This is a genomic window from Microbacterium sp. 8M (assembly GCF_902506375.1).
Taxonomy (GTDB): domain Bacteria; phylum Actinomycetota; class Actinomycetes; order Actinomycetales; family Microbacteriaceae; genus Microbacterium.
Genome location: NZ_LR733284.1, coordinates 169,954 through 182,966, shown reverse-complemented (window position 1 = coordinate 182,966; position 13,013 = coordinate 169,954). Strand labels below are relative to the sequence as shown.

The 13,013-nt window shown below is 72.0% G+C and carries 12 protein-coding genes; all 12 read left to right on the top strand.

Annotated elements, in window-relative coordinates; translation table 11 throughout:
* Positions 1–152 precede the first annotated feature (152 nt).
* A complete protein-coding gene (locus AERO9AM_RS00870) occupies positions 153–1,187 on the top strand; it encodes a hypothetical protein (protein WP_201298543.1) in 1,035 nt (344 codons plus the stop codon).
* A gap of 234 nt (positions 1,188–1,421) precedes the next feature.
* On the top strand, positions 1,422–3,158 hold the full coding sequence (locus AERO9AM_RS00865; protein WP_159574457.1) for a nitrite/sulfite reductase: 1,737 nt from the start codon (positions 1,422–1,424) through the stop codon (positions 3,156–3,158).
* Between the two features lie 53 nt (positions 3,159–3,211).
* Entirely contained in the window at positions 3,212–3,970 is a 759-nt protein-coding gene (locus AERO9AM_RS00860; protein ID WP_201298542.1) for a phosphoadenylyl-sulfate reductase, read from the top strand.
* Positions 3,967–4,962 carry a sulfate adenylyltransferase subunit CysD gene (gene cysD, locus AERO9AM_RS00855; RefSeq protein WP_159574456.1) on the top strand — a complete coding sequence of 332 codons (996 nt, stop codon included), beginning with the start codon at positions 3,967–3,969 and terminating at the stop codon, positions 4,960–4,962. The genes AERO9AM_RS00860 and cysD overlap by 4 nt, the downstream gene beginning before the upstream one ends.
* A complete protein-coding gene (locus AERO9AM_RS00850; protein WP_159574455.1) occupies positions 4,962–6,425 on the top strand; it encodes a sulfate adenylyltransferase subunit 1 in 1,464 nt (487 codons plus the stop codon). Before cysD ends, AERO9AM_RS00850 begins: the two co-directional genes overlap by 1 nt.
* Positions 6,426–6,535: 110 nt before the next feature.
* Positions 6,536–7,609, top strand: a complete 1,074-nt coding sequence (locus tag AERO9AM_RS00845; RefSeq protein ID WP_236602436.1) for an ABC transporter substrate-binding protein — start codon at positions 6,536–6,538, stop codon at positions 7,607–7,609.
* Complete coding sequence (locus tag AERO9AM_RS00840) at positions 7,606–8,406, top strand: ABC transporter ATP-binding protein (protein ID WP_159574453.1); 801 nt, start codon at positions 7,606–7,608, stop codon at positions 8,404–8,406. The genes AERO9AM_RS00845 and AERO9AM_RS00840 overlap by 4 nt, the downstream gene beginning before the upstream one ends.
* Positions 8,396–9,421, top strand: a complete 1,026-nt coding sequence (locus tag AERO9AM_RS00835) for an ABC transporter permease (RefSeq protein ID WP_159574452.1) — start codon at positions 8,396–8,398, stop codon at positions 9,419–9,421. Before AERO9AM_RS00840 ends, AERO9AM_RS00835 begins: the two co-directional genes overlap by 11 nt.
* On the top strand, positions 9,418–10,287 hold the full coding sequence (gene cobA / locus AERO9AM_RS00830) for a uroporphyrinogen-III C-methyltransferase (RefSeq protein WP_159574451.1): 870 nt from the start codon (positions 9,418–9,420) through the stop codon (positions 10,285–10,287). Before AERO9AM_RS00835 ends, cobA begins: the two co-directional genes overlap by 4 nt.
* A complete protein-coding gene (locus AERO9AM_RS00825; RefSeq protein WP_159574450.1) occupies positions 10,284–11,711 on the top strand; it encodes an FAD-dependent oxidoreductase in 1,428 nt (475 codons plus the stop codon). Before cobA ends, AERO9AM_RS00825 begins: the two co-directional genes overlap by 4 nt.
* Positions 11,708–12,055 (top strand): ferredoxin, encoded by a 348-nt coding sequence (gene fdxA, locus AERO9AM_RS00820; protein WP_159574449.1) that lies wholly within the window; start codon positions 11,708–11,710, stop codon positions 12,053–12,055. The genes AERO9AM_RS00825 and fdxA overlap by 4 nt, the downstream gene beginning before the upstream one ends.
* Entirely contained in the window at positions 12,048–13,013 is a 966-nt protein-coding gene (locus AERO9AM_RS00815) for an NAD(P)/FAD-dependent oxidoreductase (RefSeq protein ID WP_159574448.1), read from the top strand. The genes fdxA and AERO9AM_RS00815 overlap by 8 nt, the downstream gene beginning before the upstream one ends.

Below are 13,013 nucleotides of genomic sequence, written 5' to 3'. Positions count from 1 at the left end.
CGGTGCCCGCCACACCCCGGTCCGCCGCGACCGCGCACGCGCCGCACCGGCATTGTTCGCCGTCCGTTCACGCATCGGCCACCCGCCTCCCCCGGGCGAGCGCGAGGGTGGGTACGGCGTCCGCCCTGACGCCCCCGAACGAAGGACACCGCATGCACCTCCCCCGCACCCTCGCGGCGGCATCGGCCGCCGCCCTCGCCCTCGTCGCCGCCGGCGCCTCGCCCGCTCTCGCTGCGGACGCGCCCGGCCAGGACAAGCCCGGCCACTACTCGTTCGCCGTGATCGGCGACGTGCCCTACGGCGCCGCGCAGCAGGCGCTGTTCCCGCAGTGGATCCAGGAGATCAACGCCGCGGATCCCGCGATGACGTTCCACGTCGGCGACATCAAGAACGGATCCAGTCGCTGCGACGATGCGCTGTACCAGCAGATCAAGGGCGACTTCGACACGTTCGCGAACCCGCTGATCTACACCCCGGGCGACAACGAATGGACGGACTGCCACCGCGTGAACAACGGAGCGTACAACCCGTTGGAGCGCCTCGCGTACGACCGCTCGGTGTTCTTCGCGAACCCGGGCGTCTCGCTGGGCCAGAACCCCGTCGAGGTCGACGCGCAGACCGCCGCCGGATTCCCGGAGAACGTGTCGCTGCGCCGTAACGGCGTCGACTTCGCCGTGGTGCACGTCGTGGGCAGCAACGACGGCGTCCAGCCGTGGACCGGCCTGGGCGACACCGCGCCGCGTCCGAAGCAGCTCGCGGCTGAGCAGGCGCGGATGGCGAACGCGGTCTCGCTCGTGAAGAGCACCTTCGCGACCGCGAAGCAGAAGCACGACCGCGCCGTGATGGTGCTGCTGCAGGCCGACATGTTCGACCCGACCTACACGCCCGCGTGGAGCGACATCTCGGCGTTCCAGCCGCTGGTGCAGACCCTCGTGGACGAGTCGAGCGCCTTCGACGGCGAGGTCTACCTCGTCAACGGCGACAGCCACGTGTACAACGACGACCAGCCGCTCGCCTCGGGCTCCCCGTGGCTGGCGACCTACGGCGTCACCGGCTCGGCCGACAACCTCACGCGCCTGACGGTCGACGGATCCTCGAACAACAAGGACTGGCTGCACGTCACGATCAACCGGCCCGGCGCCGAGCACGTGCTGAGCTGGGAGCGCGTGCCGTACGTCGCGCACTGACCCGGCATCGGAAGCGGGAAACGTCGCTCACCGCCCGGCGGGAGCGGCGTTTTCCGTCTCACGCGTCCGGCGCCGGTCCGCACGGCCGACGAGAGAGCCGGATCCGCACGGCGGGCGCTCCATTGAACCGCATCCTCCCCGGAGGAAACTGGACCATGTCGAACAATGACGTTGCGTGTCGGAGGCGATGACACACACGGGCGGATCCGGCCGGTGCGCACGTAGCTTGTCGGCATGTCTCCCGAACCGACCACTGCTGTGCCCGCCGCTCCGGTGCGCGGCGCGCGCACCCGCACCGCCCGCGTGCCCACCAAGCCGCACGGCCAGTGGGCCGTCGACGGCACGGAGCCGCTGAACGGCAACGAGGAGTTCAAGCTCGCCGACAACGGCCTCAACGTGCGCGAGCGGATCGAGTCGACCTACGCGGCGGGAGGCTTCGCGAGCATCGACCCGACCGACCTGCACGGCCGGTTCCGCTGGTGGGGGCTGTACACGCAGCGCAAGCCGGGCATCGACGGCGGGCGCACCGCCACCCTGAGCCCCGAGGAGCTCGAGGACGAGTACTTCATGCTGCGCGTCCGCGTCGACGGCGGCCAGCTGACGACCGAGCAGCTGCGCGTGATCGGTGGGATCTCGACCGAGTTCGCCCGCGACACCGCCGACCTCACCGACCGGCAGAACATCCAGCTGCACTGGATCCGCATCGAGGACGTGCCCGAGGTCTGGCGCCGCCTCGAGGAGGTCGACCTCAGCACCACCGAGGCGTGCGGCGACGTGCCGCGCGTGATCCTGGGATCGCCCGTCGCCGGCATCGCCGCCGACGAGATCATCGACCCGACCCCGCAGATCCGCGAGATCGTCGACCGGTTCATCGGCGACGAGTCGCTGGCGAACCTGCCGCGCAAGTACAAGACCGCGATCACCGGCCACCCCAGCCAGGACGTCGTGCACGAGATCAACGACTGCGCGTTCGTCGCCCTCGAGCACCCGACGCTCGGCATCGGCTACGACCTGTGGGTCGGCGGCGCGCTGTCGACGGTTCCCCGCCTCGGCGAGCGGCTCGGCGTGTTCGTGAGCCCCGACCGCGTCGCCGAGGTGTGGCACGGCGTGACCCGGATCTTCCGCGACTACGGCTACCGGCGCCTGCGCAACAAGGCGCGGCTGAAGTTCCTGCTCGCCGACTGGGGCACCGAGAGGTTCCGCGAGGTGCTCGAGACCGAGTACCTGGACACCCCGCTGCCCGACGGCCCCGCCGCCCCGAAGCCGGTCGGCCAGGGCGACCACGTCGGCGTGCACCGCCAGAAGGACGGCCTGTTCTACGTCGGCGCCGCCCCCGCGGTCGGCCGGGTCTCCGGCACGACGCTCACCGCATTGGCCGATCTCGCCGAGCAGCACGGATCCAGCCGGATCCGCACGACCCCGTACCAGAAGGTGCTCGTGCTCGACGTCGCCGAGGACCGGGTCGAGTCCCTCGTCGCCGGCCTCGACAAGATCGGCCTGCAGGCGCGGCCGAGCCTGTTCCGCCGCGCCACGATCGCCTGCACCGGCATCGAGTTCTGCAAGCTCGCGATCGTGGAGACCAAGGCCAACGCGGCCCAGGCGATCACGCAGCTCGAGGAGCGGCTGGGCGCGCTCGAGCCCGAGATCGGCCGCCCGATCACCCTGCACGTGAACGGCTGCCCGAACTCCTGCGCCCGGATCCAGACCGCCGACATCGGCCTGAAGGGCCAGCTCGTCACGATCGACGGCGAGCAGGTGCCCGGCTACCAGGTGCACCTGGGCGGCGGGCTCGCGAATTCCGACCGCGCCGAGGCGGGCCTGGGCCGCACGGTCCGCGGCCTGAAGGTGCCCGCCGACGGCATCGCCGACTACGCGGAGCGGGTGATCCGCCGCTATCTCGCCGACCGCGAGAGCGCGGACGAGACCTTCGCGACCTGGGCGCACCGCGCGGATGAGGAGGCCCTGCAGTGAGCGATCAGAGTTCGGTCACTGAGCACACATCTCCGGTCACTGAGCTTGTCGAAGTGACCCCGCCGGACCATGTCCCTTCGACGGGCTCAGGGACCGTGCGGAAGCGTTCGCTCGACGAGCTGCGCGCGCTGGCCGAGCGCGGCGCCGCCGAGCTGCGCAGCGGAGCGCCCGACGAGGCCTCCCCCGCCGAGGTCGTCGCGTGGGTCGCCGCGAACGTCTCCCCGCGCCTGGCCGCGGTGGCCTGCTCCATGGCCGATGCCGCGCTGCCGCACCTCGTTGCCGAGGCCATCCCCGGGGTGGACGTGCTGTTCCTGGACACCGGGTACCACTTCCTCGAGACGACGTTCACCCGCGACGAGGTCGCCCGCACGCTGGACGTGCGCATCGTGGACGTGAAGCCCGAGAAGACCGTGCGCGAGCAGGACGCCGAGTTCGGCAAGGATCTGTTCGCGCGCGACCCTGCGCTGTGCTGCGAGATGCGCAAGGTCGCACCCCTGCACAAGGCGCTCGGCGGCTACGAGGTGTGGTTCACCGGCGTGCGCAGGGACGAGGCGCCCACCCGCACGAACACGCCGCTCGTCACCTTCGACGAGCGCAACGGCCTGATCAAGGTCAACCCCGTCGCGGCGTGGTCCTTCGACGACCTCATCGCCTACGCCACCGCGCACGAGGTCGTGGTGAACCCGCTCGTCGCGAACGGGTACCCCTCGATCGGCTGCGCGCCGTGCACCAAGCCCGTCGCTCCGGGCGAAGACCCCCGCTCCGGCCGCTGGGCCGGACTCGCCAAGACCGAATGCGGACTCCACGTATGAGCATCACCGACACGCTGCCCGCTGCCGCGGCCGCCGACGCCCCGGTTCCTGAGCGCCCCTCGTCTCGGTCCGCTCGCTCGGGAACCGAACGACGAGACGGATCCCTGACCGGCCTCGACCTGCTCGAGGCCGAGGCGATCCACATCATCCGCGAGGTCGTCGCCGAGTTCGAGCGCCCCGTGCTGCTGTTCTCCGGCGGCAAGGACTCCGTGCTGGTGCTGCACCTCGCCGCCCGGGCGTTCGCGCCGGGCCGGATCCCCTTCCCCGTGCTGCACGTGGACACCGGGCACAACTTCGACGAGGTGATCCGGTTCCGCGACGAGACCGTGGAGCGCCTCGGCCTCACGCTCGAGGTCGCCCGGGTGCAGGACTACATCGACGACGGCCGTCTCGTCGAGCGCCCCGACGGCACCCGCAACGTGTTGCAGACGCAGCCGCTGCTCGACGCGATCGCGGCCGGCAGGCACGACGCGGTCTTCGGCGGCGCCCGCCGCGACGAGGACAAGGCCCGCGCGAAGGAGCGCATCATCTCGCTGCGCGACGAGTTCGGGCAGTGGGATCCGCGCAACCAGCGCCCCGAGCTGTGGAGCCTGTACAACGGCCGGCACACCCCGGGCAAGCACGTGCGCGCGTTCCCGATCTCGAACTGGACCGAGCTCGACGTCTGGCGCTACATCGCCCGCGAGCGCATCCCGCTGCCGCCGCTGTACCTGGCGCACGAGCGCGAGGTGTTCCGCCGCGACGGCATGTGGTGGGCCGTGAACGAGCACGCCCAGCCCCGCGAGGGCGAGCAGGTGGAGCGCCGCACGGTCCGCTATCGCACGGTCGGCGACGCCAGCTGCACCGGCGCCGTGGAGTCCGACGCGGCGACGGTCGATCAGGTGGTCGCCGAGGTCGCCCGCTCCACGCTCACCGAGCGCGGCGCCACCCGCGCCGACGACCGGATCAGCGAGGCCGCCATGGAGGACCGCAAGAAGAACGGATACTTCTGATGAGCACGACAGTGGGATCCCTCCCCTCCCGCGAGGCCTCCGAGATCAGCGAGATCCGCGAGACTGCAACTGAGCGACGAGACAGCAGCACAGTGTCGCAGTCTCGTCGCGCTGTTGCAGTCTCGCGGTCAGTAGCCGAGGATGCGGCCACAGGGACCGAGGCGCTGCTGGGCGACACCACGCTGTTCCGGTTCGCCACGGCCGGTTCCGTCGACGACGGCAAGTCCACCCTCGTCGGCCGGCTGCTGCACGACGCGAAGGCGATCCTCGCCGACCAGCTCGAGCAGGTGGCGCGCACCTCCGCCGACCGCGGCTTCGCGCACGGTGAGTTCGACTTCGCCCTGCTCACCGACGGCCTGCGCGCCGAGCGCGAGCAGGGCATCACGATCGACGTCGCCTACCGCTACTTCGCCACCGACGCGCGCAGTTTCATCCTCGCCGACTGCCCCGGCCACGTGCAGTACACGCGCAACATGGTCACCGGATCCGCGACCGCCGACGCCGTCGTCGTGCTCATCGACGCCCGCAAGGGCGTCGTCGAGCAGACCCGCCGGCACCTCGCGGTGGTGTCGCTGCTGCGGGTGCCGCACGTTATCGTCGCGGTGAACAAGATCGACCTCACCGGCTTCGACGAGGAGCGCTTCCGCGCCGTGGAGGAGCAGGCGCTCTCCGTCGCCGCCGAGCTCGGCCTGATCGACACGCACGTCATCCCGGTGTCCGCCCTGGAGGGCGACAACGTCGTGGATCCGTCCGAGCGCACCCCCTGGTACGAGGGGCCGACGCTGCGCGAGCTGCTGGAGACGCTGCCCGCCCGCGCGGCCGAGGAGGACGCGGCGTTCCGCCTTCCGGTGCAGACCGTGATCCGGCCGCAGGGCGGACTCTCGGCGCTGATCGACCCGGCCGAGGCCGACGCCCTGCGCGACTACCGCGGGTTCGCCGGGCGGGTGTCGAGCGGATCCGTCCGCGTCGGCGATCGCGTGCAGGTGTTCCCCGGCGGGTACGAGACGACCGTGACCGGGATCCGCGTCGCGGGCCGGGTCGCGGAGGCCGCGCACACCGCGCAGTCGATCGCGGTCACCCTCGCCGACGAGGTCGACGCGGCCCGCGGCGCCGTCATCGCGGCGGCGGGCACGGTGCCGGCCGGGCACCAGGAGGCCGAGGTGGAGCTCTTCCAGCTCGACGAGCGCCCCGTCGCGCCGGGTGCCCGCGTGCTGGTCAAGCACGGCACCGCGACCGTGCAGGCCATCGTGGCCGAGGTGCTCTCCCGGCGGGACCTGGACACCCTCGCGCTCGAGGACGCCGCAGCACTGGCGGTGAACGAGATCGGCCGCGTGCGGATCCGGTTCGCCTCAGCCCTGCCCCTGGAGCCCTACGCCGAGGACCGGGAGGGCGGCGCGCTGCTGCTGATCCACCCGGTCGACGGTGCGACCCTGGCCGCCGCGACCGTCGTCGCCGCGGCCTGAGAATCCGGTCCCTGAGCCCGTCCAAGAGACCGACCCGAACCCCGGTCATCCCGAAAGGCTCCATGACCGGCCGCAAGAACCCCCACCTAGAAACGCCTAAGGAGGCGACAGTGAATCGCAAGACCCGCATCAGCACGGCCCTCACGACCCTCGGACTCGCGATGGCGATGCTCGCCGGCTGCGCCTCCGCCCAGGCGGCCTCCCCGACGGCCACGGCGGACAAGCTCGACACGCTGCACCTCGGCTACTTCGCCACGGTGACGCACGCGCCGGCGCTCGTCGGCCTGGAGAAGGGCTTCATCCAGAAGGAGCTCGGCGAGACCAAGCTCCAGACCGAGGTGTTCAACGCCGGCCCCGCCGCCATCGAGGCGCTCTCCGCCGGGGCGATCGACGCCGCGTACATCGGCCCGAACCCGGCCATCAACACGTTCATCAAGTCGGGCGGCGCCTCGGCGCGCGTGATCGCCGGCGCCACCAGCGGCGGCGCGTCGCTCGTCGTGCGCGACGGCATCACCAGCGCGTCCGACCTCAAGGGCAAGACGCTGGCCACCCCGCAGCTCGGCAACACCCAGGACGTGGCACTGCGCACCTGGTTGTCGTCGAAGGGGCTGAAGACCAGCGTCTCCGGCGGCGGCGACGTGAACATCACGCCGACCGAGAACGCGCAGACCCTGACGCTGTTCAAGAACGGACAGCTCGACGGCGCCTGGGTGCCCGAGCCCTGGGCTTCGCGACTCGTGGTCGAGGCCGGCGGGCACGTGCTGCAGGACGAGCGCGACCTCTGGCCGGACGGGAAGTTCCCCACCACGGTGCTGCTGGTCAGCAAGGACTTCGCCGACAAGCACCCCGGCGCGGTGAAGGAGCTCCTGGCGGGCCACCTCGACGCGCTCGACTGGATCGCCAAGAACCCCAAGGATGTCGGCGGAGTGGTGAACGCGGCGCTGCAGAAGGCGACGGGCAAGCCGCTGGCCGACGCCGTGCTGACGAAGGCGCTCGCGAACGTGTCGTTCTCGCCGGATCCGAATGCGAAGGCGTTCGCGACCCTGGTCAAGAACGGCGTCACGGCGGGCACGCAGACGAAGGGCTCGATCGAGGGTCTCTTCGATCTCACGGAGCTGAACGCGCTGCTGAAGGAGCGCGGCGAGAAGACCGTGAGCGACGGCGGGCTGGGCGCGAAGAAATGACCGCACCGCTCGCGCCGAGCTTCGACTCGATCTCTCCCGTCCTGCCGGTCTCGGATCCGGTGGATCCGGCCGTGCGCCTCGCGCACGTCACGAAGCGGTACGGATCCGGCCCTGTCGTGCTCGACGACGTGTCGCTCGACATCGCCCCCGGGGAGTTCGTGTGCCTGCTCGGCGCGAGCGGCTGCGGCAAGTCCACGCTGCTGAACCTCATCGCCGGGCTCGAGCCCGTGTCCGCCGGAACGCTCACCGCACCCGCCGAGGGCGCTGCCGTGATGTTCCAGGACGCGGCGCTCATGCCGTGGCTGAGCGCGCGGCGCAATGTCGAGCTGGCGCTGCGCCTGCGGGGCGTGCCGCGCGCCGAGCGGAAGCCGGAGGCCCTGCGCCTGCTCGGCATCGTGAACCTCGCCGACGCCGCCGACAAGCGCCCGCACGAGCTCTCCGGAGGCATGCGGCAGCGCGTGGCGCTGGCCCGCGCGCTCGCCCAGGACCGGCCCGTGCTGCTCATGGACGAACCGTTCGCCGCGCTCGACGCGATCACCCGCGACCTGCTGCACGAGGTGCTGGAGAACGTGTGGCACGAGACCGGCCGCACGATCGTGTTCGTCACGCACAACGTGCGCGAAGCGGCGCGCCTCGGCCAGCGCGTGGTGCTGCTCGGCAGCCGGCCCGGCCGCGTGTCGCGCGAATGGCGGGTGACCCGCACGCGCGGGCGCCGCATCGAATCCCCCGAGGTCTCCGCCCTGGCCGCCGAGATCACCGTCGAGCTGCGGAAGGAGATCCGCCGCAATGCCGACTGAGAAGACTCTGCCCACTCCGCCCGAACGCGCATCGGTCCCTGAGCGAGGAGCGAAGCGACGAGACGAAGGGCGCTCAGGGACCGCTGACACGGGCCGGTCCCTGAGCGAGGAGCGAAGCGACGAGACGAAGGGCGGACGCCGCACGGACGACGACCTCTCCCGCCTCGAAGCCGGCCTGGACCGTCTGCAGACGACCGCGACCGCATCCGGATCCGGATCCCGCACGCGGGAGCGCCTGCGCGCGGTGCTGCCGCCCATCGGGCTGCTCATCGTGCTGCTGGCCGCCTGGCAGCTCTACATCGTCATCGCGCACCCGCGGCCCGATCTGGCACCCAGCCCGCTGCAGGTGCTCGGCGCGCTCGGCGACGCGTGGCAGGCCGGACGGCTGCAGGAGGCTGTGCTGACCAGCCTCGAGCGCGGCGGCATCGGCTTCGTCATCGCGATCGCCGTCGGCACGCCGCTCGGGCTGCTGCTGGCGGAGTGGAAGCTGCTGCGCCGGGCAGCGGGCCCGCTCATCTCGGGGCTGCAGGTGCTGCCCTCGGTCGCCTGGGTGCCCGCAGCGATCATCTGGTTCCGCCTGTCCGACGCGACCGTGTACTTCGTGATCCTGATGGGCGCGATCCCCTCGATCGTGAACGGGCTCCTCGCAGGCATCGACCAGGTGCCGCCGCAGCTGCGCCGGGTCGGCACGGTACTGGGCGCAAGCCGGTGGCAGGCCGCCACCGCGATCGTGCTGCCCGCTGCGCTGCCCGGCTATCTCGCCGGCCTCAAGCAGGGCTGGGCGTTCTCCTGGCGCTCGCTCATGGCGGCGGAGATCATCGCGACCGGCGGATCCATCGGGTTCGGCCTCGGCGCGATGCTCGACGGCTCGCGTCAGCTCGCCGACCTGCCGGGTGTGCTCGCCACCATCATCCTCATCCTGGCGATCGGCATCCTCGTCGAGCTGGTGCTGTTCGCGCCGATCGAGCGCGCCGTGCTGCGCCGCCGCGGATTCCTGCTGGGAGGTGCCCGATGACCTCGTCCGCCTTCGGCACCGTCACCCTCGTCGGCGCCGGCCCCGGCGACGCCGGCCTGCTCACGCTGCGGGGTCTGCGCGCGCTCGAACGCGCCGATGTCATCGTCGCGGACCGTCTCGGCGCCCGCGCCGTGCTCGACCAGCTCGCGGCCGAGGGCGTGGTGCTCACCGCCGAGGTGATCGACGTGGGCAAGACCCCCGGCCACCACCCCGTGCCGCAGCACGAGATCAACGCCCTGCTGGTGCGGCACGCCCGCGCCGGCCGCGAGGTGGTGCGCCTCAAGGGCGGGGACCCGTTCGTGCTCGGCCGCGGCCGCGAGGAGGCGCTGTACTGCGAGGCCGAGGGCATCGCCGTGCACGTCGTCCCCGGCGTGACCAGCGCGATCTCGGTGCCCGCCGTGGCCGGCATCCCGCTCACGCACCGCGGTGTCGCCACGGCATTCACGGTCGCCAGCGCGCACGACCCGATCGAGCAGCTGCCCGGCGGATCCGACCACACCGTCGTGCTGCTCATGGGCATCGGCACCCTCGCGCACACCGCCGGGGTCCTCGCCCGCGGCGCCCGCGGGGCCGACTGCCCCGTCGCGATCGTCGAGGACGGCTACGGTCCCGCCGAGCGCGTCACCGTCGGCACCCTCGGCACGATCGCCAGCCTCGCCGCCGTGCGCCAGGTGCGCAACCCCGCCGTCGTCGTGGTGGGCGACGTGGTGCGACTGAGCCCCTCCTGGCCGAGCGTCCTTCGTCTCGCTTCGCTCGCTCAGGAACCGGATCCGACTCGGTTCCTGAGCGAGGAGCGCAGCGACGAGACGAAGGACGCCGCCCTCTTCTCCTTCACCCGATCCGACCGAAAGACCCTGCAGCCGTGACCGACCTTCACCCTTCCGCCCCGCTCCGCGTCGCGATCGTCGGCGCCGGCCCCGCCGGCATCTACGCCGGCAACATCCTCGCGAACGCCGTCGCCGCCCGTGGTGACGGATCCTCGGTCGAGATCGACCTTTTCGAGTCGCTGCCCGCGCCCTACGGCCTCATCCGCTACGGCGTCGCCCCCGATCACCCCCGCATCAAGGGCATCGTGAACTCGCTGCACGAGATGCTCGACGCCCAGGCCGAGGGCGCCGACCGCCGCGTGATCCGCCTCCTCGGCAACATCGAGGTCGGCCGCGACGTCTCGATCGACGAGCTGCAGGCCCGCTACCACGCGGTCGTCCTCGCGACCGGCGCGATCCGCGACGCCGCCCTGCCCATCCCGGGCGTGGAGCTTCCCGGATCCTACGGCGCCGCCGACTTCGTCTCCTGGTTCGACGGCCACCCCGATGTGCCGCGCACCTGGCCGCTCGTCGACGAGCAGGTCGCCGTCATCGGCAACGGCAACGTGGCGCTCGACGTCGCGCGCATCCTCGCGAAGCTGCCGGAGAACCTGCGCAGCACCGAGGTGCCCGACAACGTGCTCGCGGGCCTCGAGGCCTCCGCCGTGACCGACGTGCACGTGTTCGGCCGCCGCGGTCCCGCCGACATCAAGTTCACCCCGATCGAGCTGCGCGAGCTCGGCGAGGTCGCCGGCGTCGACATCCTCCTCGACGACGCCGACTTCGAGGGCGTGGATCCGGCCGCCGCCTCCACCAACCAGCTCAAGATCATGCTGCGCACCCTGAACGCCTGGCGCGAGCGCCCGGAGAACCGCGGTGAGTCCACCGGCAATCCCCGCCGCCTGCACCTGCACTTCTGGCACGCACCGGTCGAGATCACCGGATCCGATCGCGTCGAGGGGATCCGGTTCGAGCGCACCGCGCCGAACGCCGACGGATCCGTGTCGGGCACCGGCGAGTTCCGCGACTACCCGGTCACGGCCGTCTACCGGGCGGTCGGCTACTTCGGCTCGCCCATCGTCGACGTGCCCTTCGACGAGCGCCGCGGCGTGGTGCCGAACGAGGGCGGCCGCGTCGATGGCGCCCCGGGGGTTTACGCGACCGGGTGGATCAAGCGCGGCCCGGTCGGCCTGATCGGGCACACCAAGTCCGACGCCACCGAGACCATCGCGCACCTGCTCGAAGACGCCGAGGCCGGGCGCCTCCGCGCGCCCGTCGAAAGCGCCGACATCCTCGACCTGCTCGCCGAGCGCGAGGTCGAGGTGACCACGTGGGACGGCTGGCTCGCGCTCGACGCGCACGAGCGCGCCCTGGGCGCGGCGCACGTGCACACCCGCGAGCGCGTGAAGGTCGTGCCGCGCGAGGAGCAGGTCGAGATCTCGCGCAGCTCCGCGCTGTCGGACAGCGGAGCGCTCGCCCGATGACGTACGTGATCGCCCTGCCCTGCGTCGACGTCAAGGACAGGGCCTGCATCGACGAGTGCCCCGTGGACTGCATCTACGAGGGAGAGCGCTCGCTCTACATCCACCCCGACGAGTGCGTCGACTGCGGTGCCTGCGAGCCGGTCTGCCCGGTCGAGGCGATCTACTACGAGGACGACCTCCCCGACGAGTGGGCCGACTACTACACCGCGAACGTCGGCTTCTTCGACGAGATCGGATCCCCGGGCGGTGCCGCCAAGGTCGGGCCGTACAACTTCGACCACCCGCTCGTCGCCGCGCTTCCGGTCCCTGAGCCTGTCGAAGGGCAGGGTGACGGCCATGACTGAGCACAGTCCGGTCCCTGAGCCTGTCGAGGGGACTGACGACGAGCCGTACGACGTGCTGATCGTCGGCGGGGGCCCGGCCGGGCTCTCCGCCGCACTGAACCTCGCCCGCTCGCTCGCGCGGGTGCTCGTGGTCGATGCGGACCGGCCGCGCAACGCCGCGACCCTGATCTCGCACGGCTTCCTCACCCGCGACGGGATCCCCCCGCACGAACTGCGCCGCCTGGCGCGCGCGGAGCTCGCGGCCTACCCGAACGTCACCATCCGCTCCCGCGAGCGCGTGTTCCAGCTGCAGGCGGACGGATCCGGCTTCGCCGCCGAGATCGGCCGTCGCGCCCCGGAGCTGACCGTGCGCGCGCACCGCGTGCTGCTCGCCACCGGCCTGCGCGAGACACTTCCCGAGGTGCCGAACCTGCGCGGCTTCTACGGCGTCACCCTGTTCAGCTGCGCCGCGTGCGACGCCTGGGAGCTGCAGGACCGCCCGCTCGCGCTCATCGGCGAGACGCCCGACCTCGCCGCGCGCGCCCGGCTCATCGCCCGCTGGACCACGCGCCTCACGGTGTTCACGAACGGCGCCGACACCGTCGACACCGCGGAGGAGGCCGAGCTCGCCGCCGCCGGGATCGCCGTGGAGCGCAGCCCCATCGCCGAGCTGCACGGAGAGCGCGGGGCGCTGACCGGCATCACCCTCGCCGACGGCACGGAGCACGCCGTCGAAGGCGGCTTCGTGCGCCCGGAGTGGGAGACCGACCTGTCGTTCCTGCCCGCGCTCGCGCCCGACCTCGACGCGCACGGCCACCTCGCCGTCGACCGCGCCGGCCGCACCAGCGTGCCCGGGCTGTACGCGGCGGGCGACGTGGCATCCCCCGGCCCGCAGCAGCTCATCGTCGCCGCCGGCGCGGGAGCCCGCGTGGCCGCGGTCATGATCCACGACTCGATCGGCGTCGCGACGGCGCACTGA

Bases quoted from the DNA above. Each gene is read 5' to 3' on its own strand.
- fdxA (WP_159574449.1), top strand. From the start codon at position 11,708: ATGACGTACGTGATCGCCCTGCCCTGCGTCGACGTCAAGGACAGGGCC.
- cysD (WP_159574456.1), top strand. From the start codon at position 3,967: ATGAGCATCACCGACACGCTGCCCGCTGCCGCGGCCGCCGACGCCCCG.
- AERO9AM_RS00870 (WP_201298543.1), top strand. From the start codon at position 153: ATGCACCTCCCCCGCACCCTCGCGGCGGCATCGGCCGCCGCCCTCGCC.
- cobA (WP_159574451.1), top strand. From the start codon at position 9,418: ATGACCTCGTCCGCCTTCGGCACCGTCACCCTCGTCGGCGCCGGCCCC.
- AERO9AM_RS00840 (WP_159574453.1), top strand. From the start codon at position 7,606: ATGACCGCACCGCTCGCGCCGAGCTTCGACTCGATCTCTCCCGTCCTG.
- AERO9AM_RS00835 (WP_159574452.1), top strand. From the start codon at position 8,396: ATGCCGACTGAGAAGACTCTGCCCACTCCGCCCGAACGCGCATCGGTC.
- AERO9AM_RS00815 (WP_159574448.1), top strand. From the start codon at position 12,048: ATGACTGAGCACAGTCCGGTCCCTGAGCCTGTCGAGGGGACTGACGAC.
- AERO9AM_RS00865 (WP_159574457.1), top strand. From the start codon at position 1,422: ATGTCTCCCGAACCGACCACTGCTGTGCCCGCCGCTCCGGTGCGCGGC.
- AERO9AM_RS00850 (WP_159574455.1), top strand. From the start codon at position 4,962: ATGAGCACGACAGTGGGATCCCTCCCCTCCCGCGAGGCCTCCGAGATC.